This is a genomic window from Brevibacterium sp. UCMA 11754, from assembly GCF_021532275.1.
Classification (GTDB): Bacteria; Actinomycetota; Actinomycetes; order Actinomycetales; family Brevibacteriaceae; genus Brevibacterium.
Map to the genome: position 1 here is coordinate 340,568 of NZ_JACBOT010000031.1, position 24,493 is coordinate 365,060.

22 protein-coding genes are annotated in these 24,493 nt (G+C 63.3%); 8 read left to right on the forward strand and 14 right to left on the reverse strand.

Features of this window, described 5'->3' with window-relative positions:
* The first annotated feature begins 36 nt into the window (after nt 1-36).
* Nucleotides 37-696 carry a hypothetical protein gene (locus tag HX613_RS18535; RefSeq protein WP_235346682.1) on the forward strand — a complete coding sequence of 220 codons (660 nt, stop codon included), beginning with the start codon at nt 37-39 and terminating at the stop codon, nt 694-696.
* Nucleotides 697-709: 13 nt separating this feature from the next.
* Nucleotides 710-1,189 carry a hypothetical protein gene (locus HX613_RS18540; protein ID WP_235346683.1) on the forward strand — a complete coding sequence of 160 codons (480 nt, stop codon included), beginning with the start codon at nt 710-712 and terminating at the stop codon, nt 1,187-1,189.
* A 31-nt stretch (nt 1,190-1,220) separates the two neighbouring features.
* Here HX613_RS18540 and HX613_RS18545 read toward each other — a convergent pair whose 3' ends face one another.
* Both HX613_RS18545 and HX613_RS18550 read right to left on the reverse strand, forming a co-directional pair.
* Entirely contained in the window at nt 1,221-1,664 is a 444-nt protein-coding gene (locus HX613_RS18545) for an NUDIX hydrolase (RefSeq protein WP_235346685.1), read from the reverse strand.
* A 35-nt stretch (nt 1,665-1,699) separates the two neighbouring features.
* Complete coding sequence (locus HX613_RS18550; protein ID WP_235346686.1) at nt 1,700-2,326, reverse strand: DNA-3-methyladenine glycosylase I; 627 nt, start codon at nt 2,324-2,326, stop codon at nt 1,700-1,702.
* Nucleotides 2,327-2,417: 91 nt separating this feature from the next.
* On the opposite strand from HX613_RS18550, the gene HX613_RS18555 reads away from it, so the two are divergent.
* A complete protein-coding gene (locus HX613_RS18555; RefSeq protein ID WP_235346687.1) occupies nt 2,418-3,302 on the forward strand; it encodes an aspartate dehydrogenase domain-containing protein in 885 nt (294 codons plus the stop codon).
* 129 nt (nt 3,303-3,431) lie between these two features.
* On the opposite strand, the gene betT is transcribed toward HX613_RS18555, so the two are convergent.
* The 3 genes from betT to HX613_RS18570 all read right to left on the reverse strand — a co-directional run bounded on the left by betT (nt 3,432) and on the right by HX613_RS18570 (nt 8,597).
* Complete coding sequence (betT, locus tag HX613_RS18560; protein ID WP_235346688.1) at nt 3,432-5,501, reverse strand: choline BCCT transporter BetT; 2,070 nt, start codon at nt 5,499-5,501, stop codon at nt 3,432-3,434.
* A gap of 209 nt (nt 5,502-5,710) precedes the next feature.
* Nucleotides 5,711-7,090, reverse strand: coding sequence for a short-chain fatty acid transporter (locus tag HX613_RS18565; RefSeq protein WP_235346689.1), 1,380 nt, complete (start codon nt 7,088-7,090; stop codon nt 5,711-5,713).
* A gap of 127 nt (nt 7,091-7,217) precedes the next feature.
* Complete coding sequence (locus tag HX613_RS18570; RefSeq protein ID WP_235346690.1) at nt 7,218-8,597, reverse strand: NAD-dependent succinate-semialdehyde dehydrogenase; 1,380 nt, start codon at nt 8,595-8,597, stop codon at nt 7,218-7,220.
* 177 nt (nt 8,598-8,774) lie between these two features.
* On the opposite strand from HX613_RS18570, the gene HX613_RS18575 reads away from it, so the two are divergent.
* Nucleotides 8,775-9,128 (forward strand): nuclear transport factor 2 family protein, encoded by a 354-nt coding sequence (locus HX613_RS18575; protein ID WP_143920515.1) that lies wholly within the window; start codon nt 8,775-8,777, stop codon nt 9,126-9,128.
* Between the two features lie 78 nt (nt 9,129-9,206).
* Here HX613_RS18575 and HX613_RS18580 read toward each other — a convergent pair whose 3' ends face one another.
* Nucleotides 9,207-10,160: a 3-hydroxyacyl-CoA dehydrogenase NAD-binding domain-containing protein gene (locus HX613_RS18580; protein ID WP_235346692.1), complete on the reverse strand. Its 954-nt coding sequence runs from the start codon at nt 10,158-10,160 to the stop codon at nt 9,207-9,209.
* 118 nt (nt 10,161-10,278) lie between these two features.
* On the opposite strand from HX613_RS18580, the gene HX613_RS18585 reads away from it, so the two are divergent.
* The gene (locus tag HX613_RS18585) at nt 10,279-11,142 is read left to right on the forward strand and encodes a hypothetical protein (RefSeq protein ID WP_235346693.1); all 864 of its coding nucleotides are present in this window, start codon (nt 10,279-10,281) and stop codon (nt 11,140-11,142) included.
* A 450-nt stretch (nt 11,143-11,592) separates the two neighbouring features.
* Here HX613_RS18585 and HX613_RS18590 read toward each other — a convergent pair whose 3' ends face one another.
* The 7 genes from HX613_RS18590 to HX613_RS18620 all read right to left on the reverse strand — a co-directional run bounded on the left by HX613_RS18590 (nt 11,593) and on the right by HX613_RS18620 (nt 19,504).
* Entirely contained in the window at nt 11,593-12,588 is a 996-nt protein-coding gene (locus HX613_RS18590; RefSeq protein WP_235346694.1) for a hypothetical protein, read from the reverse strand.
* Nucleotides 12,589-12,977: 389 nt separating this feature from the next.
* Nucleotides 12,978-14,609, reverse strand: coding sequence for a long-chain-fatty-acid--CoA ligase (locus HX613_RS18595; RefSeq protein WP_235346695.1), 1,632 nt, complete (start codon nt 14,607-14,609; stop codon nt 12,978-12,980).
* 161 nt (nt 14,610-14,770) lie between these two features.
* Complete coding sequence (locus tag HX613_RS18600) at nt 14,771-15,529, reverse strand: enoyl-CoA hydratase (protein WP_235346696.1); 759 nt, start codon at nt 15,527-15,529, stop codon at nt 14,771-14,773.
* Nucleotides 15,530-15,651: 122 nt separating this feature from the next.
* A complete protein-coding gene (locus tag HX613_RS18605; RefSeq protein WP_235346697.1) occupies nt 15,652-16,650 on the reverse strand; it encodes a cytochrome c oxidase assembly protein in 999 nt (332 codons plus the stop codon).
* A gap of 126 nt (nt 16,651-16,776) precedes the next feature.
* Nucleotides 16,777-17,346 (reverse strand): GNAT family N-acetyltransferase, encoded by a 570-nt coding sequence (locus HX613_RS18610; RefSeq protein ID WP_235346699.1) that lies wholly within the window; start codon nt 17,344-17,346, stop codon nt 16,777-16,779.
* The gene (locus HX613_RS18615; protein WP_235346700.1) at nt 17,346-18,503 is read right to left on the reverse strand and encodes a trans-sulfuration enzyme family protein; all 1,158 of its coding nucleotides are present in this window, start codon (nt 18,501-18,503) and stop codon (nt 17,346-17,348) included. Before HX613_RS18615 ends, HX613_RS18610 begins: the two co-directional genes overlap by 1 nt.
* An 83-nt stretch (nt 18,504-18,586) precedes the next feature.
* A complete protein-coding gene (locus HX613_RS18620) occupies nt 18,587-19,504 on the reverse strand; it encodes a LysR substrate-binding domain-containing protein (protein ID WP_235346702.1) in 918 nt (305 codons plus the stop codon).
* A gap of 86 nt (nt 19,505-19,590) precedes the next feature.
* Here HX613_RS18620 and HX613_RS18625 point away from each other — a divergent pair, with 86 nt between their 5' ends.
* The 3 genes from HX613_RS18625 (at nt 19,591) to HX613_RS18635 (ending at nt 23,691) form a co-directional block, all read left to right on the forward strand.
* Nucleotides 19,591-20,718, forward strand: coding sequence for a YeiH family protein (locus HX613_RS18625; protein ID WP_235346703.1), 1,128 nt, complete (start codon nt 19,591-19,593; stop codon nt 20,716-20,718).
* 116 nt (nt 20,719-20,834) lie between these two features.
* Nucleotides 20,835-22,175, forward strand: coding sequence for an NAD(P)/FAD-dependent oxidoreductase (locus HX613_RS18630; protein ID WP_235346705.1), 1,341 nt, complete (start codon nt 20,835-20,837; stop codon nt 22,173-22,175).
* A 148-nt stretch (nt 22,176-22,323) separates the two neighbouring features.
* Entirely contained in the window at nt 22,324-23,691 is a 1,368-nt protein-coding gene (locus tag HX613_RS18635; RefSeq protein ID WP_235346707.1) for an SLC13 family permease, read from the forward strand.
* 127 nt (nt 23,692-23,818) lie between these two features.
* Here the strand turns inward: HX613_RS18635 and HX613_RS18640 are convergent, their stop codons facing one another.
* Complete coding sequence (locus tag HX613_RS18640; protein ID WP_235346709.1) at nt 23,819-24,406, reverse strand: GNAT family N-acetyltransferase; 588 nt, start codon at nt 24,404-24,406, stop codon at nt 23,819-23,821.
* Nucleotides 24,407-24,493: the final 87 nt, after the last annotated feature.

Here is a 24,493-nt window from a genome sequence, read left to right on the forward strand (position 1 = left end):
GAACAATCACATTCGACATTCGTTTGGAGAATACACATGCGCCCACCGAAATGGCGGATCCCCTTGGCCATCACGGCCGCCGCCTGCATTCTGGGAACCACCCTGCAACCTGGCCCAGCGGCGGCCGACGAATACGCAGACGGAGTGCCGTCGGTCGTCGACGTCAGCCCACGGGCCCTCGCCACCACCGACTTCATCACCGACAACCAAGCGGTGACCATCACGGCCACGGGCTTCCTTCCAGGTGAGGAGGTGCGGCTCGACATCGCATCCACACCGAGAGGCATCGAGACCATCCACGACAGAAGACGAGCTCGAGCCGATGGAACGGTGACGTTTCCAATCGGCGGCCCACCCGGCCGACCGCTCAACACCTACGCCGGCGGCTACCAGGCTGAGATCTCGTCGGAGCAGAGCATGGACGAAGAACACTTGAGCGAATCGTTCTCGGTCCTGCCCGTCATCCCAGCCAGCGATACAGACACCGGTGCCGATACCGGCGCCGGCACCGGCGGGGCCACGACACAGGTGGGAAGCATCGGACCTCAGGCAAGGAACGGTATTCAGGTCCCGCCGAGTCCGGGACTCTCGGTCCTCGGCATCGGCCTGAGCATGCTCACCCTCGTCTTCGCCTCAGCAGCGACCGTCGTCGTGGCACGAAGGTCACCGAAGTCGACGAGCGATGACCGACAGTAAGGACAGACAGCACATGACTCTGCCCGAGCAGATGATCCGAGCCGAGCTCCTCAACTCACGGATCACGCGAACCAACGCCGTCTACGCCCGCTTCTACGGACCGCTGTGCCTGCTGGTAATCTCGCTGACGTTCTTCCCCTACTACGAGTCGGAATCAGACAGCTCAATCATCTACGGAAACCTGTGGCAGGAGGTGGTTCGACTCGGACCCGGCTACGACCTGATGGCGCTGCTGGTCCTCCTCCTGACAGCACTGCTGCTGGCCTTCGCCGCGGTGGGAAAACTGTCGACGAGTGGTCTGATCGCAATCCTGGTGGGATCAACCGTCATCGGTTCCACATTGCTGCAGTCCCCCGGGTATGTTGACCCTCCGGCCTACACGGATTTCGGTGTCTTCGATATCGTCCTCAGCTTCCTCACCGCCGGCCTGGTGCTGGGGCACGCCGTCCACCTGTTCGTCCTCGAACTGGCGTTCCAACGCGGGGGCGTCTGAGGCTCACCGCGCGAACCTCACCGCGCGAACCTCACCGCGCGAGCAGGCCTCGGGCTTCCAACGCGGGAATGACCTGCAGACGAGTCAATGGAGCGAACTGACGCTCATCGGTGTCGACCGGCATCGGGGCGTAGGGAAACCACGCAGCCTCAGCGATCTCGGCCTGATGGTTGATGCGATCGACGTCGAGTTCAGCAGGCAGACCCTCATAGCAGAACACGTCCCCGATCACTCTGTGGTCGGCTTCATTGGCCGCATCCGCGGCGAAGGTGCCCAGAGGGGACAGGCGGCCGGCCTCCAGCGCCAGGCCCAGTTCTTCGCTGATCTCCCTGATGATCGTCGCCTCGGCGCTCTCACCGGATTCGGGTTTGCCGCCGGGAAGCATGAACGACGTCGTGCCCTCCTTGCGAACCATGAGGAGAAGAGGTTCGAATGGGTGCAGCAGGACGAGTGCGCTGACTCGGATATCGTTCATTCCAGCCTTTCATCAGTCTTTCGTCAGCCTCTCCGTCAGTCCTTCCAGACTCCGGAGACACCTCGGCGGTGGGACCCGAGGACGTGCGTGTCAACCATACCGACCGCCTCCATGAGCGCATACATGGTGGTCGGTCCCACGAACCGGAACCCCTTCTTCTTCAGCGCCTTCGACAGCGCCAGAGACTCGGGACTCGTGGTGGGAATCTCGCTCAGCGCGCGGGGGTGCGGTGTGGTCTCCGGCTGAAAGCTCCAGATGAAATCGCCGAGGCCACCTTCCTCGCGCATCGCCAATGTTGCCTTGGCGTTGCCGATGCAGGCTTCGATCTTGCCGCGATGCCGGATGATTCCTGCATCGGCGAGCAGGGATTCGATGTCGGTCTCACCGAACTCGGCGACCACCTCGGCGTCGAAGTCCTTGAAGACCTGTCGGAAGCGTTCACGCTTCTTCAGAATCGTCAGCCACGACAATCCGGCCTGGAATCCTTCGAGGCTCAATCGTTCGAACATCCCGGATTCGTCCCGAACGGGCAGACCCCATTCGGTGTCGTAGTACGTGCGCAGCAGCGGGTCACCATAGGCCCACGGAGTTCGGGCGAGCCCGTCCTCGCCTGCCACCGCGCCGTCGGCGGCTGTTCCATCGCCGGCATTCGTCTCTGTCATCGGTCCCTCTCCACTGCCTCGCCCATCCACACCGTTACGGTACCCCGGCGCACTGACATTGCGTGTCCGTGCCGATGTGTACCCTGATCTCATGAGTCCAGAGCGGGAAGTGGCAACGGTGGCGATGATCGGGTTCGGTGCGATCGGGCGACATGTCGCGCGGCTGCTGCATCCGGAGATTTCGAGTGGGCGGCTGAGGCTGACAGCGCTGGTCCGGGACCTCGATAAGCACGTCGAGCATCGGGGCCTGGGGGCCGATCTCATTGAGGTCGAGCATCCTGAGGACCCGCGCTGGGCCGAGCTCACGGCCGATGTCGTGGTCGAATGTGCGGGGGTTCCAGCTGCCAAAGCCTATGGTCCGGCCGTGGTGGCTGCTGGCACTCCGATCATTCTCACCAGCGTCGGTGCCCTCGCGCATCGGCCGACCAGGCAGGCGCTTCTGGCCGGTCCGGGCGAGCTGCATGTGACGAATGGGGCGATCGGCGGGCTCGACGTCCTTGAGGCCGCTGCTCAGGCACAGGCCCTAGACGACGTGTCGATCAGGACGGCCAAGGCCCCGACCGGTCTCATCCAACCGTGGATGGACGCCGAGGAGGTTCGCCGGCTCAATGAGCTGACCCCGGCAGATGGAGCGCAGACCATCTTCACCGGTTCCCCCGCCGAGGCGATCGTGAGATTCCCGGCCAACGTCAACATCACCGTCGCGCTTGCCTGGGCGACGCGTGGGCTCGGGTTCGACGCAGCCGACGATGACGAGCTGATGGAGGAGGCTCTGCACCGGACGAAGGTGGAGATCCGGGCTGATCCCAGTCAGGTGGACTCACATCATGAGATCACCGCGAGCGGATCGGGAGGTGACTTCGCATTCTCGATCTCGTCGACGCCGAGCCCGGAGAACCCGGCAACCAGTGGTCTCACCGCGCTCTCGGTCGCTCGCACCCTGCGGACATGTGTGGAGGGCCTGCGCCGGCGCTGACCGTGGTTGCCCGATCACAGACAGTGGCTGCCAGATCATAGGCAACCGCCCCGAGAAAGACAGCTGTCCCCGGCACGGCCGTCAACCTCGAGGGCAGATGGCTGGACCGGGGACAGGGTGCAGACGATGTCAGTCGTCGGGGTGAGCGATGTTCTCCTGCATCTGCAGGAACTCCACGTGACGACCGTACTTATCGAGGATGTCGTCGATGAGCTGTTCCTTCGAGTAGCCCATGATGTCGTATCCCTGACCGGTCCCACCGTCGAGGTAGACCTCCATCCGGAAGTAGTCCTCGGTTCCGCGCGGGATGTGTCCGCCGAACGAAGGAACACTGACCTTGTGCGGCCAGATCTGATAGCGGAACGGGTATTCGCCCTTGCCGTCGACTTCGAGTTGGATGAGTTCACCGTCTTCGACGAACACGCCTTCTGTGTCGACTCGACCGCAGTGGGCGTCGACACCGCGCTCGACCATCTCTGCCACGACCTCTTCGAAGGTGGGCAACAGGACGTCGCGTTCGAAGTCGCGTGCCTTGTTCCCACTGGGGAAGGACAGGACTCGACCGAGCTGACGCTGCCAAGGCTCATGACCGTCGACTGTGCGCGAGCGTCTTGCCAGGGAACCGGGCAGACTCTGAGAGACGCTGTCGACTCGGTGTGCCTCGACCCGCAGCGCCTTGTACAGACCGACCATCACGAGGATGACGACGAAGGCGAACGGCAGACCCATCACGACGGTTGCGTTCTGCAATGCCCCGACACCGCCGACGATGAGCATGGCAATCGTCAGCGCACCGGTAGACAGAGCCCAGAAGATGCGCAGTCCCGGCCGGCCGTCGTCCTGCGGGGTCGGCAGGCGCGATGAGAGGTTGGCCATGACGAGTGCAGCGGAGTCGGCCGTGGTGACGTAGAACAGCAGCGCGGTGATCGTCGCGAGTGCGGCGATGACGAAGAATCCAGGGTAGTTCGAGAGCAGCTCATAGAACCCGCCCTCGGGGTTGACCATCGTCTTCTCACCGAACTCCTTGTCGCCGTTGCGGATGAGGTCGAGGGCGGAGTTTCCGTAGATCGAGATCCACATGAAGATGTAGATGAACGGGATCGTCAGGGTGCCGAGGACGAACTGACGGATCGTGCGGCCGCGCGAGATACGGGCAAGGAACAGACCGACGAATGAGGCGAAGGCGATCCACCAAGCCCAGAAGAACAGCGTCCAGTCGGTCATCCACGTTCCGGTGTCTTCGAAGGCGAAGGTCTGTCCCGCCATGTTCGGGAACATCCGCACGAAGTCGAAGACGTTGAGGACGAAGGCGTTGAGCAGGAATTTGGTGTTACCTGCGACCAAGACCCAGAGGCTCAGTGCCACTGCCAGGAAGACATTGAGGATCGAGAGGAACTTGATGCCTTTGTCGACGCCGGAGACGGCCGAGAGCGTTGCAACAGCGACGCCGACGACGACGATGCCGATCTGAGAGCCCACACCGATGGGGAGGCCGAAGACCGTGTTGAGACCGACGTTGACCATGACCACACCGATGCCCAATGAGGTGGCCACACCGAAGACGGTGCCCAGAAGCGCTGCGAAGTCAACGGTGTCGCCCAGTCCGCCGTGGACGCGCTTGCCGAAGAGTGGGGCGAGTGCGGAGCGGATCGCCAACGGCATGTTCATTCGGTAGGCGAAGTAGGCCAGGGCGATGCCCATGAGGGCGTAGAGTCCCCAACCGCTGATGCCGTAGTGGAACAGGGTCCAGACGGTGGCCTCACGGGCGGCCTCGACTGTTTCGGGTTCCGTGCTCGGTGGTGCCAGATATTGGGTGACTGGTTCAGCCACGGCGAAGAACATGAGGTCGGTGCTGATGCCTGCGGCGAAGAGCATCGAGGCCCAGGCCAGCAGCCCGTATTCGGGTTTCGAATGTTCGGGGCCGAGCTTCGTGTTTCCGTATTTGGACGCGGCGAGGTAGATGACGAAGACGAGGACGGCGGCCACGAGTAGGACATAGAACCAACCGAACCAGTCCGAAGTCCAGCCGACGACGGCACCGAGAACAGCCTCGGCGTTGGCCGGAGCGAAGAAAGCCCAGAGTGTGATGGCCAGAGTGCCGAGGGCCGCAGCGATGAAGACCGGCTTGTTCACCGGCGGCAGAGCCTTCTTCACACCGTCCTTCGGCGATTTGGCGGGTTTGTCCACTGTGGCTGTCATCGGCTCACTCCTTCAGCGGACGACTTCGCGTCCACATCGATTTCCCTGTTTCTGCACACCGGGCTCCCGGTGAAGACCAACCATGCAGGCTACCATATCGTAACCGTTGGTAACCGGATAGAGGGCAAACTGTGACCTCACCAGGCACCTTGTGGCCATCACAGCGCCGGGACGCCTCTTCGCTCATTCCCTTTCGAATCCGCCTCGGCTCACAGGGAGACGAGGAACAGAGCCAGGGCCATGACGACCCCGGATCCGATGAAAGTCACCGAGGTGTAGCCGAGGATGTCACGCATCTTCAGCCCCGCGATGGCCAGCACCGGCAGAGCCCAGAAAGGCTGCAGCATGTTCGTCCACTGATCACCGTAGGAGACCGCCATGATCGCGATCGACGGATCGACTCCCAACTGGTTGGCGGCGTCGAGCATGATCGGCCCCTGGACCGCGAACTGTCCACCGCCCGAAGGGACGAAGAAGTTGACCAGTCCTGCCGAGAGCAGCGCGAGGACGCCGAAGGTCGTCGGGTTCGCGATCGAGACGAGAGCGTCGGAGAACACGGCGATGAGGCCGGTGCCGGACATGATGCCCAGGATTCCTGCGTAGAGGGGGAACTGGAGCAGGATCTCGCCGACGTTCGAGGCGGCTTCCTTCGTCAGGTGGATGAGTTCGAAGGGATTCTTCACGAGCAGGAAGATGAGCGCGAGGAAGGACCAGTTGACGATGTCGAGGGTCAGTCCTCCGCCCTGGGTGAAGTGGATGATCAGGTAGATCACGAGTGCCAGGCCGACGATGAGAGTGAGGATCCGCGAGGCGTCGATGCGGTCGGCGGGTGTGACGACCTCTTCGTCGAAAGTGGATCTCGATTCGGAGGTGATCGACTCAGGCAACTCGTAGACGGGTGCATCCTTCTTCGGCGCGATGAGGTAGAAGAGAGCCCCACAGACGACGATGACGCCGAGGATGGCGAGTAGGTTCCAGGTAGAGAAGATGGTCTCGCTGACGGGGATGACTTCACCGCCCAGCGACTTCGCCAGGAAGGAATCGGGTGTTGCTGCGGTCAGCGGGCCCGAACCGGAGTAGCCCATGTGCCAGACCACGAAGCCCGAGTACCCGGCGGCGACGAGCAGCGGGAAGTGGACCCTGTATCCGCGGCTGCGCGCCTGCACGGCGATCTCACGCGCCAGCAGGGCACCGACGACAAGGCCGAGGCCCCACGTGATGAGGCTGGCGATCGCAGCCACGAGGAAGACGAAGACATAGGCGAAGGCCGGGTTGCCGGGAACTCGAGCCAGCCATGTCAGCAGCTTCTGCACCGGTCCGGTGTTCGCGAGAATGTGGCCCAGCAGCAGGATGAGGCACATCTGAGTCATGAACTCGAGGAGTCCTGCCAGTCCCTCGCCCCAGCCGGTGACAACATCGACCGGACTGGCCCCGGTGAGGATGAACGCCAGGACGGCGACGATGAGGGTGAGAACGATGGCGAACGTCAGCGCTGACGGAATCCACTGTTCGAGGAAGCGGTTGATCGGACGCATGAACCCTTGTGAGGCCGCGGCGTTGACCTGGGGCGACGGCTTCGGTGCCGACATGAGATCCTCCTGCTGAGAAAAGAATGTGTGTGTCCTCAGCTTACAATCAGAGCGCTGATCGACTCTGCGATCAGCGCTCTGAGAGTGGCAGGCGGCTCAGACGACGTGGTGCGTCAGGAGTTCAGCCTCAGCTCTTCTTGAACACCATCTGCTTGTTGACGAACTCATCCATGGCCAACGGTCCCAGCTCGCGTCCGACGCCGGAGCGCTTGACCCCGCCGAAGGGCAGGTACTCGCGCGTGCCTTCGGGTGTGTTGAGGAAGATCATTCCGGAGTCGATCTGGGAACCGACACGCTCTGCCCGCTCCAGGTCGTTGGAGAACACAGCGGCGCCGAGTCCGAACGGGGTGTCATTGGCCATCTCGACGGCCTCTTCCTCGCTGCTGACTCGGTAGACGATGACGGCGGGACCGAAAAGCTCTTCGTAGTAGCCGCGCATACCCTTCTCCACATCGGCGAGGACGACAGGTTCGACGAAGGCGCCGCCACCGTCGTAGCGCTTGCCGCCGGCGAGCAGAGTGGCGCCGTCCTTGACCGTGTCCTGAACCTGCTCGATGAAGCGATCGGCAGCCGCAGTCGATGACAGCGGGGACAGGCGGGAACCTTCAGCACCGGGGGTTTCGGGGGTGAACTTCTTGGCCGCCTCGGTGATCGATGACAGGAACTCGTCGTAGACGTCATCCATGACGATCATGCGCTTGGGAGAATTGCAGGCCTGCCCGGTGTTGCCCATGCGCGTCTTGAAGAAGGTGTTCGCGCTCTTCTCCACATCGGCGGTGTCGAGGAGGATGTAGGGGTCGGATCCGCCGAGCTCGAGGACGACCTTCTTGAGGTTCTTACCGGCTTCGGCGGCCACAGCCGAACCTGCGCGCTCGGAACCGGTCAGGGACACTCCGTGGTTGCGTGGGTCGGGCAGGATGATGTCTGCGACCTGCTCATTGCTCGCATAGATGTTGATGTAGGCACCCTCGGGCAGTCCGGCTTCGATGAAGATCTCTTCCATGATCTGAGCCGAACGGGGGCACTGCGGGGCGTGCTTGAGCAGGATCGTGTTGCCCAGGGCCAGGTTGGGCGCTGCGAAGCGTGCGACCTGGTAGTAGGGGAAGTTCCAAGGCATGATGCCCAGCAGTGATCCGACCGGCTTGCGGCGGATCATCGCGGTTCCGTCATCGGGCCCGCGCAGGGGTTCATCGGCCATGAAGGCTTCGGCGTTGTCGGCGAAGTAGCGGTAGATGGCGGAGCTCAGTCCGACCTCGCCCTTGCCTTCGGGGACTGCCTTGCCCATCTCCATCTGGATGACCTTCGCCAGCTCTTCGGCCCGCTCCGCGTAGATTTCGGAGACGCGGACGAGGATCGCGGCGCGGTCGGCCACGGAAGTCTGACTCCATTCGGTGAAGGTGGTCGCGGATCGATCGAGTGCGGCCAGGATCTCTGAGTCGGTCGCTGTGGCGAATTCTTCGGCCACTTCGCCGGTTGCCGGGTTGGTCACGCGATACATGGTGGACATGTCGAGCCTCATTTCTGCGGGGGTTGTTGACCTCGATCCAACGGCGTGGAACCGAATCTCCGGCACCGATCGACGAATGGATTCATCTCCCACGCTATGGCCCAATCACCTCGGCGGCAATTCCCCATCCCACCCTGTGAGCGCAGGCTCGAGTGTGATCGCTGTTACTGTGTTGCCATGGACAGTGTGACTGAACTCGTGAAGCGCTATTATTCCACCGTCGATGCCGGAGACGCGGGAGCCACCTCGGCGCTCTTCGCGGCCGAAGGTCACTACGATCGGCCCGGATATCCGACCATGATCGGAACGCAGATCACCGAGTTCTACCACGGTGAGCGCGTCATCGAATCGGGTGCGCATTCGCTGACCGAGATTCTCATCGACGGCGACCGCGCGTCCAGCCGCGGGGTCTTCACCGGCCGACTCAAGGATGGCACGGAAACCTCCGTGGGCTTCGCCGACTTCTTCCTCTTCGACACCGAGGGCCTCATCGCCGAACGCACGACCTACTTCTACCAAGCCGCAGTCTGAGCAAACGGCTTGCCGCTCGGGCGCGTGCGGCATGGCACCAGACACTCGCCTCACGCGTCACTGCGCTTCGGACCCGCGTCAGTCGTGCGCAGGCGTCGCCCCCTCCGAGTGCGCACCACCGTGACCACGCGATTCGAGCACCGCACGCTGAGCACGATCACGCGCCTCGGCGCCGGCCGGACTCGGGGTCTTGCCGTAGGCCTGTTCCACCTGGGCATAGACATCGGTCATGCCCTCATCGCTGAGGTCGAGTGGAAGCTCGCCGATCTCAGCGAACGAGGTTCCGATGTGGTGCATGAAACCTCGGATGCCCTTCTCTCCCCCGCCGAGGTGCATCGCTTCGAACTGCCCCACCGCGGACCATCGCAGGCCCAAAGAATTCTTCATCACCGCGTCGAGGTCGGGGGCTGAGATGACTCCGTTCTCCACCAGCGAGATCGCTTCCTTCATCAGTGCGTTCTGGAGACGATTTCCGACGAAGCCGCGCACTTCGCGATTCAGCGCCACGGGTTCGCGCCCGCAGCTGCGGTAGAACTCAAGGGCGCGTTCGACCGTGTTCGGACTCGTCGCCGGGGCCGGCACCACCTCGACGAGCGGCATCAGGTGAGGTGGGTTGAATGGATGACCGACGATGACGCGGGCTGCGACTTCCGCTGGCAGATGCCGAGCGATCAAAGATGCAGGGATGGTCGACGAGGAGCTCGCGAAGACCGCGTCGATCGGGGCCGCTGCCGCGATCTGGGCGAACAGCTTCGGCTTGGCCTGGGGATCCTCGGGCCCCGATTCCTGCACGAACGAGGCCCCAGCCACCGCGGCCTCGACCGATTCGGCGAGGCTGATGGACCCGAGTTCGGAGGCGAGCATTTCGTGGGCGGCAGCATCGGCACTGACGGCGGCCTGCAACTCGGCGACCACCTCGGCGAGGTCGGGTCTGGGGTCGAAGACCTGGACCGGGTAACCCGATCGGGCGAACAGCCAAGCGAATGAATGGCCGATCGTCCCGGCCCCTATGACAGCAACGCAGAAGCTCATATCTTAAGGCTATACCTGCCGGTTGCTCTTCGACGTCACCCGCCGGCACCAGCACAGATGCTTCAGATATCGATGTTCGGGCACGTCAAGCCGGGCTGTTCGGTGGCACAATGTCACCATGACACCGCGCGATGGATTGACCATAGTGGACTCGGAGATCATTGCCCTGGCCGAGGATGAGTATGCGGCCGCAGCTGACACCGCCCGGATCGAGGTGCGCGAGATCCACACCGCCGCCGAAGCCGCCGAAGCCGCCCTCCTGCTCGACGAGGTGTGGAGCGTCGACGAGACGGGCACCAATGTGCTCGAGCCCGGACTCATCGTCGCCTTCGCCCATGCAGGAAACTACGTCTCGGCCGCCTACAGCCTCGACGAACCCGACGAGATGATCGGGGTGACGATCGGCTTCTTCGGCCAGCCGCTGGGAACGGTCATGCACTCTCACATCGCCGGTGTGCGGCATCAGATCATCGGCCGCGGCGCCGGGTCTGCGATGAAGCTGCATCAGCGCCTGTGGTGCCTCAACCTCGGCATCACGGAGATGACCTGGACCTTCGATCCGCTGGTGGCACGCAACGCCTACTTCAACTTCCAGCGACTGGGAGTGGGAATGGTCGAATACCTCGAGGACTTCTACGGGCAGATGCGCGACGGCGTCAATGCCGGTCAGGCCAGCGACCGCATGGTCGTATCGTGGCCGCTCGACAAGCCGGCCAGAGCCACGCTCGCCGAGGCGGACGATGCCTTCGAATGTCTGCGCAGTGACGACAACGGTGAACCGCTGGTTGCCGAGGTGCCTAAGGAAGCCAGTCTGGTCTCCCTCGACATTCCCTCCGACATCGAGACGCTGCGCGGCCAGGATGCCGAGCTCGCCTCACGGTGGCGGAAGGCACTGCGCGATTCGCTGACCGCGCTCGTCGCCGACGGCTGGGTCCTCGACACCTGCCTCAAGGGCGGAACGTACCTGCTCCACCACCCGTGAGGGCGCACCCGCCTGCAAGTGGGTGCCCGCCTGCCTCTCCTGAGTGGGCACCCGCCCGCCTGCCTTACCTCTCCTGAGTGGGTGCCCGCCTGCCTGCCTCCCCTGAGTGGGCACCCGCCCGCCTGCCTCCCCACCCTTGAACCACGCGGGTAGAGTCTCGCGCGGCTTTCATCTATCGCGACAACGGCGGAGGAATGCCCGTGAACCAGCCGCTGCACAGCAGCTAGCCGAGCCGCGGCACGCACCCCGCAACTCGGGTACAGCGCTGACACGCGCCCGGCTCGCCGAGAAACACGTCGGGCGCCAGGCGGCTTCCCCGAAAAACGGGCGTCGACCTGAGACAGCTAAGTGCACAACCGATATTCGGGACAGACACCGTGTTTCGATGCGACGTTGCATCAGCTCTCAACTTGCCTGACCCAAATTGGCGGCCTCAGTTCAGCGTAGATCTTAGTTGACTCGCTCAGCCAGGGCCTGCCGCTGATGCTTGATCATCAGCGCATCGATGCAGTTTTTGATCGCAGTGAAGCTTCCCGGGCGAAATAGGTCACCGAATGTCAGATTGAAGACTTGGTATCCGGCATTGAGAAGATTCATGTGGCGCTGATGGTTCTGCTTCGCAGCTTCATCAGGACCATCAGGGTGGAGATAGTATTTCCCCACTCCGTGAACCTCGACTATGACTGGAACCGTGTCGTGTTGAAAATCATTGCGCCCAATGAGCCCACCTGCGGCGGAGCGAACATCAACCTGAGGCACCATCCCGGTGATCCCGTGTCTGTGGAACTTGACTGCACAAAATGACTCGGACGGCGCTTCGTATACCGCGCCCGAGAGTTCCAACGCCACTTGCGCCCGACGCAGGCCACGCCTCCCGTTCCTCAAATACCTGCGAACTTCATCGGTACTCACCCCGCGATCTCTCATCGCCTGTGAAATCAAGGGAACAGAGACTTCAAGACTGTGATCGAGAGCGATGTCTGCGAGAGTGCGGCTCAAGGTGGTAATCGGATAGCTGAAACCCTCAGCGACATCAGAGACTTCGAGCTTGCGCGAGTACACGAACATGCCAGGATAGTTCCGAGTGACTGTGCCCCTGGAGACCTCTACTTTCCTCGTCCCGGTGATCACCGGATCAAGGCCGTGAAGGAGCGCCGCCGAAACATGCGAGAAGACATCGCCGGGCAGCACAGTGTCACGTCGGGTCGATATCTGCAGCCGCAACCGCTCGATCTCGTCTCTGATGTCACCATGAAATTTCGGGAACGTGGTCCCTGGCTCAGATGACAACGGTGCGAGCACAGCATGATGCTCCTGGTCGCACCGGCCCCTGAGGACGAAATATCCCCGTCGCACCTTGTACAGACAGCACCCGACAGCCTCAGCCACATGCTGTCGCGGCATGTCGAGCTCGCACAGTTGCTTGGTTGTCAGCACCCGGAACATTCCATCATTATGCATCTATCCAGCATCAAACGCAATCAAATGCTATCCAAATTCATCTACTGCGCTTATACGCTAAAGAGAAGAATTCAATTACGAGTGCGAGTGAAAGGCGGGAGCGAGGATCAGACACGACCCCGCAGAACAGGCAAGAGCTGAGGAAAAGGTGAACGGTGCGGAAAGGGTGAACATGCAGCCTCGGGGAGGCGAAACCCTCCGGACGGCCGGCGAGGTGCTCGGGGGCAGTCCGGCACCTTTACCCCAGACGCTGATTTGATCGAAAACCGCACGCCGAACCGACGAACGCGGGTGTTCAACCGAGTTTCGATTGAACACCCGCGCTTCGAGGAAGGAAGCCTGACCTCGCGGTCTCTTTGGCCTGGTTGCTCAGGTCACTTCTCTTCCCAATTCTTGCGCAGCAGCTTCTTGTCGAGCTTCCCGACCGACGTGCGAGGCATCTCCGCAACGACGTTGACCTCATCAGGCATCTGCCACTTGGCGAAGCGCTCACTCAGCGTTTCGATGATGGACTCACGGGTCACCTCGGCGCCGTCATTGGCCACGACATAGGCCACAGGACGCTCATCCCACTTCTCATCGGGGACTCCGATGACGGCTGCTTCCTTGACGTTGGGGCTGTCGAGGATCGCGTTCTCCATATCGATCGAGGAGATCCACTCGCCGCCGGACTTGATGACGTCCTTGAGGCGGTCTGTGATCTTGAGATAACCATGCTGGTCGATGACACCGACATCGCCCGAGCGCCACCATCCGTCGATGAACCGGTCCGCATTGTCGGGCAGCTGGTAGTAGGACTCAGTGATCCACGGGCCGCGCATGACGATCTCGCCCACAGACTTCCCATCACGGGGCATCTCCTGGCCGGTCGGGTCAACGATCTTGAGATCGACGCCGATGATCGGCAGACCCTGGTAGCGCTTGAGGTCCCACTTCTCCTCTTCGCTGAGGTTCATGCCGGACTTCAGGCGCCAGTTCGTGGTGGCCAGTGGAGTGGTTTCGGTGGCACCGTAGCCGTGGATCACCTCGGCGCCGGTGATCTCCTTGAACCCGCGCATCATCGACAGCGGCGGCTCGGAGGATCCGGAGACGAGGCGAACGCCGCTCAGGTCAGGCGGGGTCGGCATGCTCTTCATCATCGCCAGCATCGGGGTGAAGATCGCAGGCGCACCGTTGGCCAGCGTCACCTTCTCTTCGATGAAGGCCTGGCCGATGGCGCCGAACTCTTCGGCCGCGAACTTGCCGGGCAGGACGAGCTTGGCGCCGGCGGCCACTGCGTTTTGCGGGAAGCCCCAGGAGAGCACGTGGAACATGGGGGTGATCGGCATGACGCAGTCGTCGAAGGTCGCCTGCAGCGCTGCCAGTCCGCCCATCGTGTGCAGGTAGATCGAGCGGTGGGAGTAGTAGACGCCCTTGGGTCGGCCTGTGGTTCCGGTCGTGTAGCCTGCGTAGGCGGCGGTCTTCTCGTCGACGACGGGCCAGTCGTAGGTCTCAGGCTTGTCGGCGATGAGGTCCTCGTAGAAGACGACGTTCTCCAGAGATGTCTCGATCTCCGAAGCGGGCTTGTCGGTCATGACGACCCAGCCCTTGACGTCGAGCTTCGGGGCAAGTGCCTCGGCGACGTGGAGGAGTGATTCGTCAACGAAGATCCAGTCGGACTTCGAGTGGCTGACCACGTAGGCGAGGTCTTCGGGGGCCAGACGCAGGTTGAGCTGGAGCATGGTCGCGGCCACGCCGGGGACCGAGAAGTACAGCTCGAGGTGACGGCGGGAGTTCCAGTCGATGACGCCGACCATGGAGCCTGCGCCCACGCCGAGTTCGTCCAGGCCATGTGCCAGCTGGGCCATCCGCTTGTACTCATCGGCGTAGTTGGAGCGGCCCCAGGACCCGTCCGATCGGCGGTAGACGACCTCTGATTCGCCGAAGAAGGTCGCTGCATGGCGGATCAGGGTGGTGGTGTTGAGCTGGTAGCTGTCACCGAGAGTGGATGGAATGCCTGTAAGCATGAGACTCCTTTTGTCATGGTGGTCGTGCTGGGGTGGAGGTGCCGTGCAGATATCCGGACTATTTTCATCGTCAGACTATCCCGGCAAGTGATACAGCTCACAACTTTCGCCGCAACGTTACCAATTAGAAACGTGTGCGCTTCGAGTTCCGAGCCCGTCGGCTATTCGCCGCTGAAGTTCGGTCCGCGCTTCTCAATGAATGCAGCGACTCCCTCGGCGAAGTCCTTACTCGCCCGCAGGTCAGTCTGTCCTTTGAGCTCCCGATCGAATGAATCGTCAAGTTCGGTCAGTGTCGCCGCGTTGATGGCTTCTTTCGAGGCCGCGAAGGCCAGAGGTGCGCCCTGAGCCCACTGCGCCGCTATCTCCTGCGCCCGGCTCAGGTGCTCACCTGCCGGAGTGACCAGACTGGCCAGGCCCCAATCCGCAGCCTCCTTCGTCCACACCTTCTGTGCCGTCAGGGCCATCTTCATGGCTCGATGCCGGCCCGCCGAGGCTGCCACGAGTGCTGTTGCTCCGCCGTCGGGCATGAGCCCGATTTTGGTGAAGGCCAGCATCAGATAGGACTCTTCGCTCATCACGGTGTAATCGCAGGCCAGGGCCAGGGAGCAGCCGATACCCGCGGCCGGGCCGGAGACCGCGGCGATGGTCGGAATCGGCAGATCGATGAGCGATCGGATGATGGCATTGGCCCGATCAAGCCCTAGCCCTCCCCCTTGCACCGACCCGTGCAGGTCGGCGCCTGAGCTGAAGGACCGGTCATTGCCGGTGATGATGAGCACGCGGGCTGTGGTGGCCGCCTCGGCGACGGCGTCTCCGAGCGCCTCCATGGCCTCCTTGGTCAGTGCGTTCAGGCTTTCGGGGCGATTGATCGTGACAGTCACGACCCCATCTCGCAGGTCGGTGAGAACACTCGAGGTCAAAGCGACTCCTCTTAGTTGGCGCTGGATGATTGATCTTTCCTCCAACTTTAACGCACGTTAAGTTGACCTGGGTCACAGTCTCAGAAGCGCCTGCGGAAGGTGGTCCTGCCGGGCCACAGTGGTCACGCCTGGTGGCGGCTGTCATGTTGGTCTGCCTCAGACAGCGAGGCCAAATAGGCGTTGTAGTCCCGCAGCGTTGCGTCACCGTCCCTAGCAGCTTGGCGATCGAGGCGGCGACTCAGGCGTTCATCCGATCGCTGCCATTTGAACACCAGCACGCCGAGCATGATCAGCGTCGGGATCTCCGTGAAGGCCCACGCGATGCCTCCTCCGAGGAACTGGTCCTTCAATGGATCGATGCCCCACATCGGCATGTTGTAGAAGCTCGTGAGCAATGTCGTCGACATCATCACGACAACGCCGAAGAATGCGTGGAAGGGGATGGTGGCCACTATCTCGAAGACCTGAACCACGGTGGGATCGATGCGCACTTGCCGCTTGCTGCTCGTTCGCGGCGAGGGGTCGATTCCGAAGATGTTCCAGAAGTAGAGCATCCCAATGGCCACGAAGTGGATGAACATCAGGTTATGGCCCCACATCGTCGACATCAGCCAGTCGAAGGCAGGCGTGAAGTACAACCCGTACAAGCTCATCAGGAACAACACGGTCGTCACCACCGGGTTGGTCAGCACGCGCATGACGGGACTGTGGACGATTGCGAGGATCACACGGCGCGCATTCCATCGCCCCGACCCGGCCGGAAGGACACGCAGCATCAGCGTGATCGGTGCCCCCAAGACCAACAGGATGGGGCTGAGCATCGACAGAATCATGTGCTGGATCATGTGCATGCTGAACATCGCCATGCCATAGCCATTCAAAGCTGTGCCATCGACGAGGATGACGGTGGCGATGCCCAGGCTCCACCAGATGAGTCGCGAGACCGGCCACGACACTCCGCGGCGGTGCAGCAGCCACACACAGAAGGCATACAGCACCAGACCGAAAGCCGCGAGAATGACGATGATGGGGATCGGCTGCGGATGCCAGTCGATGACCCGCTGGAACGTCGGCGGGAGCGTCGGGTGCCACATCAGTCCGCTCATCCCGGGCCCATCCATGATCGCTCCCTCCCGCCTGACTTCTACAGGACGTAGAAGTGCGTTTCGGTCACCACCGTACCCCTGATGCGCCGTCGCGTCATCCGCTCAGCCAAGCAGCGCGCCTAGAGCAGTCCAGCGTCGTGCTCAGATCAGCGCAGCCGCCAGCTGGGTCCCGGTCAGGGGCCGGTCAGCGTAGACCAGGCGCATCGCCTGCGGATCGGGATTGCCGGCGTCGGGAGCTCGATGCTGCAGACTCAGACCGACCTTCTCGACCACTTTCCGTGAGGCCGCATTGTGCTCGAGGAGGTAGGCGATGACAGGCAGTTCAGGCTTGAGCTCCTGGGCCCGAGCAACGGCCAGACGAGAGATCTCACTGGCGTAGCCGCGGCCCTGGACCTCGGGGCGGAAGCGGTACCCCAAGTTCCAATAGGCCTCGATCCGATCCGGGTTCCACTCATCAGCCAAGGGCATGCGCCTGACGCCGCAGCCGCACATCCCCAACACCGGCCCGTCTTCCGACTCACGGACGATCCATGATCCGAGCCCGTCGATCTCCCAATCAGCGATGCGGGTCAGCAGGTACGCCTCGGCCTCCTCCCGCTTGATCATCCGGCCGCTGGGAAAATGTGCCCACACGCGGGGGTCGCTGTAGATCTCGAACACCTCGTCCAGGTCCTGAAGCCCCGGGCGGTCAAGCACGAACGGATCTGCCATCAGGCGCCGTGCGCAGCCCGGAGGGCTGCGTCGAGGTCGTTCCACAGGTCGTCGGCGTGCTCAATGCCCACGCTCAGACGCAGCAGCCCCTCGGGGACCGACTCCGGTTCCGAGGCATTGCGCCGACGGCGTTCGATGAGGGACTCCACTCCACCCAGGGAAGTGGCCGGCGTCCACACCCGGACCGCCTCGGCGACGGCGGTGGCCTGCTGCGCGGTCTCCGTGCAGAAGGCGACCACAGCACCGAATCCCGTCATCTGCGCTGCCGCGCGCTCATGCCCGGGGTCGCCGGGCAGACCCGGGTAACGGGTCTCGACGACGTTGGGATGCGAACTCAGCCGTTCGGCGATCAGTGCCGCATTGGCCTGGGCTCGTTCCATGCGCACCGACAGCGTCCGCAGGCCCCGCAGCGCCAACCAGACCTCGAATGGTCCGGCGATGGCTCCGCGCAGTGAGCGTTCACTTTGAAGCCGCTTGTGAAGGTCTTCGTTACTGGTCAGCGCCGCGCCGAGGACGACATCCGAGTGCCCGGCGAGGTATTTGGTGACGGAGTGGATGACGACGTCCGCGCCCAGATCAAGCGGCGTCTGCAGGAGCGGAGTCGCGAAGGTGTTGTCGACAACGGTCAGGATGCCGCGATCGCGCGCAGCGGAGATGAGCGCGGGTGTGTCAGCGACTTCGAGCATCGGGTTGGTCGGAGATTCGATCCACAGCACCGCCGAGGCGGCAGCAACGTCATCGAGTGCGCTGACGACGGCGCCGGTGTCGGCGATGTCGACGGTGACGAAATCGAATCCGCTGCGCTCGGCGACCTCGCCCGCGGACTCCAGTGACCCCTGGTAGCAGTGCTGAGGCATGATCAGAGTGCCGCCGCGTGGGACCAGGCTGAGCGCAGCGGCGATCGCCGCCAGACCCGATCCGAAGACCAGGCCGGGCAGTTCGGCATGTTCGAGTTCAGCCAGTGCCTCTTCGAACGGGGTCCAGGCCGGAGTCGAGAATCGCCCGTAGACATGGTCGGAATGGTCGATCTCTCCGCTGCCGACGAAGGTCGAGGACAGTTCGATGGGAGGGTTCACCGACGAACCGTTCGAGCGTTGCGGACGACCCGCTTCGACGAGGACGGTTTCTGGTGCGTGGGAGAAATCTCTTGAGGTCATCGTCCCAATATATGCCGAGTGCCGACCGCTCCGCACCGATGTCTCAGTCGTGGCAGCGACGCCTCAGTCCTGGAACCGATGTCTCAGTCGTGCACGCGAATCATGTGCTCGAGCAGTGCTCTGGCTCCGACTGAGAGGCGTCGCCTGGGTGACCACACCGCGTGCAGCTCGCGTTCGAGGGCGACTTCGGCCTGCACCGGCAGCGGCACTAAGCGTTGAGCCCGGAAGTCATCGCGCAGGGCCAGCTCAGAGAGTACGACCGGTGCGATGCCGGTGGCCGCTGCGATCTTCAGAGCCGAGTTCGACCCGTACTCCCCCGCCACATGCGCCCCACCGAACTGCGCCAACGCGGCGTCGAGAACTTCTCTCGTTCCCGAACCGACCTCCCTGACCAGCAGCGGAACTTCGGCCAGCGCCTCGGCGGCGATCGGAGCAGTCCAGGCATCGGCGAAGGCGGGTGCGGCGGCAATCATGAGCCGGTCATGGCCGACCACCTCGGCGGGGAAATCCTGGGGCAAGGATACGGACTCGACGAGGCCGAGGTCGCAGCGCTGCTCACGCACGGCGGCGATGACTGCGGAGGAGTTCTCGACCGCCAGGCCCACATCGATGTCGGGGTGCGTCGAGGTGAACGTCGTCAAGTACCGGGGCAGCAGGTATTCGGCCACGGTCAGCGAGGCGGACACGCGCACAGTGCCGGCCCGCGCGTCCTGGATGGCTCGAGTGCCAGCGTTGAGATCGGCATAGGCGTCGATGACCTTCGAGGCCCACTGGGCAACGGCGTGGCCTTCGGCGGTGAGCTGGGTGCCCTGCGGCGAGCGCCTCAGCAGCGGCACCTTGAGGTTCCGTTCGAGATTGCGCAGACTGCGTGAGGCATTCGGCTGGGCAAGGCCCATCGCCTCGGCGGCCTGACCGATGGACTGGGCGCTCGCGCTCAGCGTCACCAACAGCCCCAGAGCCGGAAGCTCGGGCCAGTCCTGCATTCTGCTGAGGTCTCGCATGCCCCAATTCTGCCATATCAGCGCCATATGGGTCGGTCGAACAATGCCGTCTACCGAAAGCCCAGACCGCTTGACAGACTGAACTCATGAATCGCATCGTCCGCCTCCTCCCAGGCTTGGGAGTCGCCGCAGCAGCAACAGCCATCGCGTGGCCCGTCTCGATGGTGGCTCCCGTCCTCTCCCCGCTGCTCATCGCCATCGTTCTGGGAATCATCGTCGGAAACGTGTTCCCCGAATTGCCGCAGATCTTCCGTCCCGGTCTCGACTTCGCGGCCAAACCCCTCCTGCGTCTGGGCATTGTGGCCCTTGGCGCGCAGGTCGTGCTCGGCGATATCCTCGACCTCGGCTGGCTGGTCCTCGTCCTCGCCGCGGTCGTCGTCGCAGTCGGCATCGTCTCCGGTCTGCTGCTGGCGCGTCCGTTCCGCGTCGATTCGAATCTCGCGCTGCTCATCGGCTGCGGGTTCGGCATCTGCGGAGCCGCCGCGGTCGCCGGGATCGAATCGACGCTGAAGGCGAAGAAGGAGGACGTGGCCGCGGCGATCGGTCTCGTGGTCCTCTTCGGCACGCTGATGATCGCCGTGATCCCCTCGCTGAGCGCCGCCTTCGGGCTGGCCCAGGACACCGCCGGCATGTGGGGCGGGGCGTCCACGCACGAGGTCGCGCAGGTCGTCGCGATCGGCGGCATCATCGGTCCCGCGGCCCTGCAGGTTGCCGTCCTCGTCAAGCTCTCCCGTGTCATCATGCTCGCCCCGACCGTCGCCGTGCTCAGCATGGTGATGCGCCGCAAGGAGAGCCGGGAGCGGGCAGCGATGGCTTCCTCCACCGCGATGTCACGGGACGAGGCCTCGTCGCATTCCCCCGCCGAGGTGGTCCCTCAGTCTTCGTCGACATCGTCCTCGACCGCCGGATCGTCGTCGACTCGGGTGCAGTCGGCCGCTGCACCTGCGACGAAGCGTCCGCCCATTGTCCCGCTGTTCGTCCTCGGATTCCTCCTCATGGCGGGCCTGCGCACCTTCGGCCTGTTGCCGGACTTCGCGGTCTCCGGTCTGGGCTGGATCCAGACCGTGTGTCTGGCCATGGCGATGTTCGCCCTCGGCCGCGGGGTCCAATGGCGGTCCCTGCGCAACCTCGGCGCCGGTCCGATCGGCCTGGCAGCGACGACGACTCTCATCGTTGCCGTGATCGGCCTCGGCGGGGCCCTGCTGCTGACCTGAGCGCCGTCTTGAACGCCGGCCTCAGTGCACACATGCTGGAAGCTCCCTGCGCGGACGAACCGCTCTGGTTACGATGATTGCGAAGTCGAACCATGATTCAGGCAAAGGGTGCTGCAATGAGTGAAAACGCGATAGTCGTCGGCAGCGGCGTGATGGGGGCGTCGATCGCGTTCTCCTTGGCCAAACGCGGATATGCGGTCACCGTCGTCGACAAGAAATCCGGCCCGGCGCAGGGCTCGACCGGGGCCACCAGTGCGATCGTTCGCTTCACCTATTCTCTGCGGGACTCCATTGCCGTGGCCTGGGAGTCGAAGCACCTCTGGGAGAACCTGCGCGAGCATGTTCAGGCACCGGAATCAGAGCCAGTCGCGGACTTCATCCGCACCGGCATGGCCGTCATCGACATACCCGGGCTGCTCCCGAGCACCATCCGCACAGACTTCGTGGATCTTTCGATCCCCTACGCCGACTGGGACGCGGCCGACCTCGCCCGGGAGCTGCCCGGCGTCGATACCTCGAACCACTATCCGCCCGTGCGCCCCGATGATCCGGCGTTCCTCGACGACAGCGAAGAGGCGGCGACGGCGCTGTACACACCGGACGGCGGGTACATCTCCGATCCCGTACTGGCCACGGAGAACTTCGCTCGCGCCGCGAAGCGACACGGTGCCCAGTTCCTCTACAACGCCGAAGTCATCGGCGTGCACCACAGTGCCTCCGACGTCCGCCCCAAAGAAGGCGTCACCGGTCAGCCAAGTGCGGCTTGGACGCTCAACCTCTCCGACGGTCGGGTTCTCGACGCCGACGTCGTGGTCAATGCGGCCGGACCCTGGTCATCGCGGTTCAACGAGCTCGCCGGTGTCGGATCCGACCACGGAGTCTCCCTGACTCCTCTGCGCCAAGAAGTCCATACTCTGCCGGCGGCATCGACCGTCATCCGCAGCGACGGCACTCCTATTCCTGCGCTCCTCGATGCCGGCATCGGCACCTATATGCGCGCCGAGGTGGGCGGTCAGCTGCTCATCGGAGGCTCGGAACCCGAGTGCGATGAGCTGGAGTGGGTCGAGGACCCCGACACCGTATCGATGAGTGTTCGTCCCGAGCAGTTCGAGACGCAGGCTCTGCGAGCTGCCAAACGCTTCAACGACATCACGATCCCGAACCGGGCCCGCGGAGTCGTCGGAGTCTACGATGCCTCCACCGATTGGACTCCCATCTACGACCGTTCCGAGGCGGACGGCTACTATCAGGCGATCGGGACCAGCGGCAACCAGTTCAAGAACGCTCCGATGGTGGGCGAAGCCATGGCAGAACTCATCGACGCCGTCGAGCGCGGTCATGACCATGACCGTGACCCCGTCCGGATTGCCCTTCAGCGCACAGGAGGGGAACTGAACCTGGGAACCTTCTCTCGCCTGAGGTCTCCGGCTGGAACAAGCGGAAACGTCATGGGCTGATCTCAGCACAGCACTAACACGTTCCGATATTTGGGAAATTGCGGCCTTCCCCCTGGTGGTAACCGCGACTGTCGCGACTGAGCTGGTAGTGTCGCTCAGCGAGTCATTCAGTTTCATTCAGCGAAATTTCAGCCTAAATGGGGAAATCATGCTCCTTCAAATCATTGCGTTGGCGATCTTCATCGCTCTGTTCGCAGTCGGCGCGATCCGCGGTGTGCAGATCGGCGTACTCATGCTCGTCGGCGCCGCCGGAACCGGCCTGTTCCTGGCAGACATGACCGTCGAAAAGATCATCGCCGAGTTCCCGCTCTCCATCATGATCCTGCTGGCCGGGGTCACCTACTTCTTCGCCATTGCGCAGGAGAACGGGACCGTCGACAAGATCATCGACTGGGCGCTGGAGAAGGTCGGGTCCTCTGCCGTCCTTCTCCCGATCGTCTTCTTCGTCATCACAGCCGGCATCGCATCCATGGGTGCTCCCCTGGCCGGTCTCGTGATGATGCCGGTGGGTATGCAGGTGGCCCGCAAGTACGGGGTCGACTATGCGCTGATGGGCTTGGCGATCTGCTTCGCCATCGGCGCCGGCGGATTCGCTCCGACCAGCCTCTATGGCATCGTCACCTACAGCACCGCCCATGATGCGGGAATCGATCTGTCGCCGTTCCTGCTCTTCGGCATCGCCGTCGTCGTCTACCTCGTGATGCTCGCCGTCGCCTACTTCATGTTCGGTCGTACGCTCTTCGGGCGTAAGTCCGTCATGGCCGCAGCCGGCTCCGCTCACTCCGGTTCGACGGTCTCCCGCGGATCCGCCTCGGCGACGAAGGTGGCCTTCGGTGAGGACGAGGACGACGAAGCCCTCTTCGACTCATCCAGCACCTCGGCGAGTTCCGAATCGGGTCCCTTCTCCTTCGTGCAGATCCTCACCGTGGTCCTCATGGTCGGACTCATCGGTTCGGTCGTCGTCCTGGCCGCCTTCGGCAAGGAACCCGACATCGGCCTGCTGTGCTTCTTCTTCGGTGCGATCCTCTCGCTCGCCGATCCCAAGACCGGCAAGGCCGCACTGCCCAAGATCGACTGGTCGACCGTTCTGCTCGTCGGCGGCATCATCACCTTCGTCGGCGTCCTCCAGAACATGGGTGCTGTGGACCTGCTCGGTGAGGGCGCCGAGGCGATCGGTTCGCCGCTCATCGCAGCCTTCGTCCTGTGCATCGTGGGCGGTCTGGTCTCAGCCTTCGCATCGACGACCGGCATCCTCGCCGCACTCGTGCCGCTGGCGCTGCCCCTCATCGCCGCCGGCGGAGTCCCCGGCTGGGCGCTCATCGCAGCTCTGGGCGTGTGCTCGGCCGTCGTCGACGTCTCACCGTTCTCGACGCTGGGTGCCACGGTCGTGGCCACGGCTCCACAGGATCACAAGGCGCGACTCACGCGCATCCTCGTGAAGTTCGGCATGTCGATGGTCATCATCGGCCCCATCGTCCTCGTCGGCGGTCTCGTCGTCCCGGCAATGTTCTTCTGAGACTGTGGCCCGGGCCGTTGAGGCGCCCGGACCATAGTGACTGTTCTCCGCACAGTTCCCGAGATGCAGATGGTGCCCAGCGAAATTCGCTGGGCACCATCTGCATCTGTCGCTGCGTTGATGTCTTTCAGCTCAGCGGCTTGACCAGAACGACGAATTCGAGGTCGTCGACGAGCGGCACTCCGAACCGGTCGTCTCCGTAGGGAAAGGGTTCGACCTCTCCGGTTCGTTCGTAGCCGCGGCGCTCATAGTAGGCGATGAGCTCGGCGCGCTTGTTGATGACGCTCATTCGCAGCGAGTGAGCGCTCCAGCGTTCGACCACCCAAGCCTCGGCGAGGTTCATCAGAGCCGATCCCACGCCTTGCCCCTGCCCCAGTGGGGAGACCGCGAGCACGCCGAGGTAGGCGATTCCGTCGACGGGTTCGCGCAGGTAGACGCTGCCGACAGCCTGCCCCTCGGCGGACCGGACGAGGATCATCGACGCATCGGGCTCGGCGAGCATCTCGCGGGCCATATCGGCATCGAGTCGCTGACCGCTGAGCAGATCCGCCTCGGTCGTCCACCCCTGCTTCGAGGGCTCACCACGGTAGGCGGAGGCGACGAGTTCAACGTAGTCGTCGATGTCGTCGAGGCTGAGTTCGCTGACCTCGAAGCCTGTCTCGTGCAGGATCAGCTTGTGAGCATCGACCATCGTGGCGGGTGCGTAAGAGGACATAGGTCGGCTCCTTGAGGATGTCTGACCGTCGCCATGTACGGCCGAAAGAACGGGTTGCTCAACAGGTTAGTCGCTCGATGGGGAATA

What these genes read in the sequence shown, in the direction of transcription:
- HX613_RS18535 (WP_235346682.1), top strand. Translation starts at nt 37, where the DNA reads ATGCGCCCACCGAAATGGCGGATCCCCTTGGCCATCACGGCCGCCGCC.
- HX613_RS18540 (WP_235346683.1), top strand. Translation starts at nt 710, where the DNA reads ATGACTCTGCCCGAGCAGATGATCCGAGCCGAGCTCCTCAACTCACGG.
- HX613_RS18545 (WP_235346685.1), bottom strand. Translation starts at nt 1,664, where the DNA reads ATGAACGATATCCGAGTCAGCGCACTCGTCCTGCTGCACCCATTCGAA.
- HX613_RS18550 (WP_235346686.1), bottom strand. Translation starts at nt 2,326, where the DNA reads ATGACAGAGACGAATGCCGGCGATGGAACAGCCGCCGACGGCGCGGTG.
- HX613_RS18555 (WP_235346687.1), top strand. Translation starts at nt 2,418, where the DNA reads ATGAGTCCAGAGCGGGAAGTGGCAACGGTGGCGATGATCGGGTTCGGT.
- betT (WP_235346688.1), bottom strand. Translation starts at nt 5,501, where the DNA reads ATGACAGCCACAGTGGACAAACCCGCCAAATCGCCGAAGGACGGTGTG.
- HX613_RS18565 (WP_235346689.1), bottom strand. Translation starts at nt 7,090, where the DNA reads ATGTCGGCACCGAAGCCGTCGCCCCAGGTCAACGCCGCGGCCTCACAA.
- HX613_RS18570 (WP_235346690.1), bottom strand. Translation starts at nt 8,597, where the DNA reads ATGTCCACCATGTATCGCGTGACCAACCCGGCAACCGGCGAAGTGGCC.
- HX613_RS18575 (WP_143920515.1), top strand. Translation starts at nt 8,775, where the DNA reads ATGGACAGTGTGACTGAACTCGTGAAGCGCTATTATTCCACCGTCGAT.
- HX613_RS18580 (WP_235346692.1), bottom strand. Translation starts at nt 10,160, where the DNA reads ATGAGCTTCTGCGTTGCTGTCATAGGGGCCGGGACGATCGGCCATTCA.
- HX613_RS18585 (WP_235346693.1), top strand. Translation starts at nt 10,279, where the DNA reads ATGACACCGCGCGATGGATTGACCATAGTGGACTCGGAGATCATTGCC.
- HX613_RS18590 (WP_235346694.1), bottom strand. Translation starts at nt 12,588, where the DNA reads ATGTTCCGGGTGCTGACAACCAAGCAACTGTGCGAGCTCGACATGCCG.
- HX613_RS18595 (WP_235346695.1), bottom strand. Translation starts at nt 14,609, where the DNA reads ATGCTTACAGGCATTCCATCCACTCTCGGTGACAGCTACCAGCTCAAC.
- HX613_RS18605 (WP_235346697.1), bottom strand. Translation starts at nt 16,650, where the DNA reads ATGGATGGGCCCGGGATGAGCGGACTGATGTGGCACCCGACGCTCCCG.
- HX613_RS18610 (WP_235346699.1), bottom strand. Translation starts at nt 17,346, where the DNA reads ATGGCAGATCCGTTCGTGCTTGACCGCCCGGGGCTTCAGGACCTGGAC.
- HX613_RS18615 (WP_235346700.1), bottom strand. Translation starts at nt 18,503, where the DNA reads ATGACCTCAAGAGATTTCTCCCACGCACCAGAAACCGTCCTCGTCGAA.
- HX613_RS18620 (WP_235346702.1), bottom strand. Translation starts at nt 19,504, where the DNA reads ATGCGAGACCTCAGCAGAATGCAGGACTGGCCCGAGCTTCCGGCTCTG.
- HX613_RS18625 (WP_235346703.1), top strand. Translation starts at nt 19,591, where the DNA reads ATGAATCGCATCGTCCGCCTCCTCCCAGGCTTGGGAGTCGCCGCAGCA.
- HX613_RS18630 (WP_235346705.1), top strand. Translation starts at nt 20,835, where the DNA reads ATGAGTGAAAACGCGATAGTCGTCGGCAGCGGCGTGATGGGGGCGTCG.
- HX613_RS18635 (WP_235346707.1), top strand. Translation starts at nt 22,324, where the DNA reads ATGCTCCTTCAAATCATTGCGTTGGCGATCTTCATCGCTCTGTTCGCA.
- HX613_RS18640 (WP_235346709.1), bottom strand. Translation starts at nt 24,406, where the DNA reads ATGTCCTCTTACGCACCCGCCACGATGGTCGATGCTCACAAGCTGATC.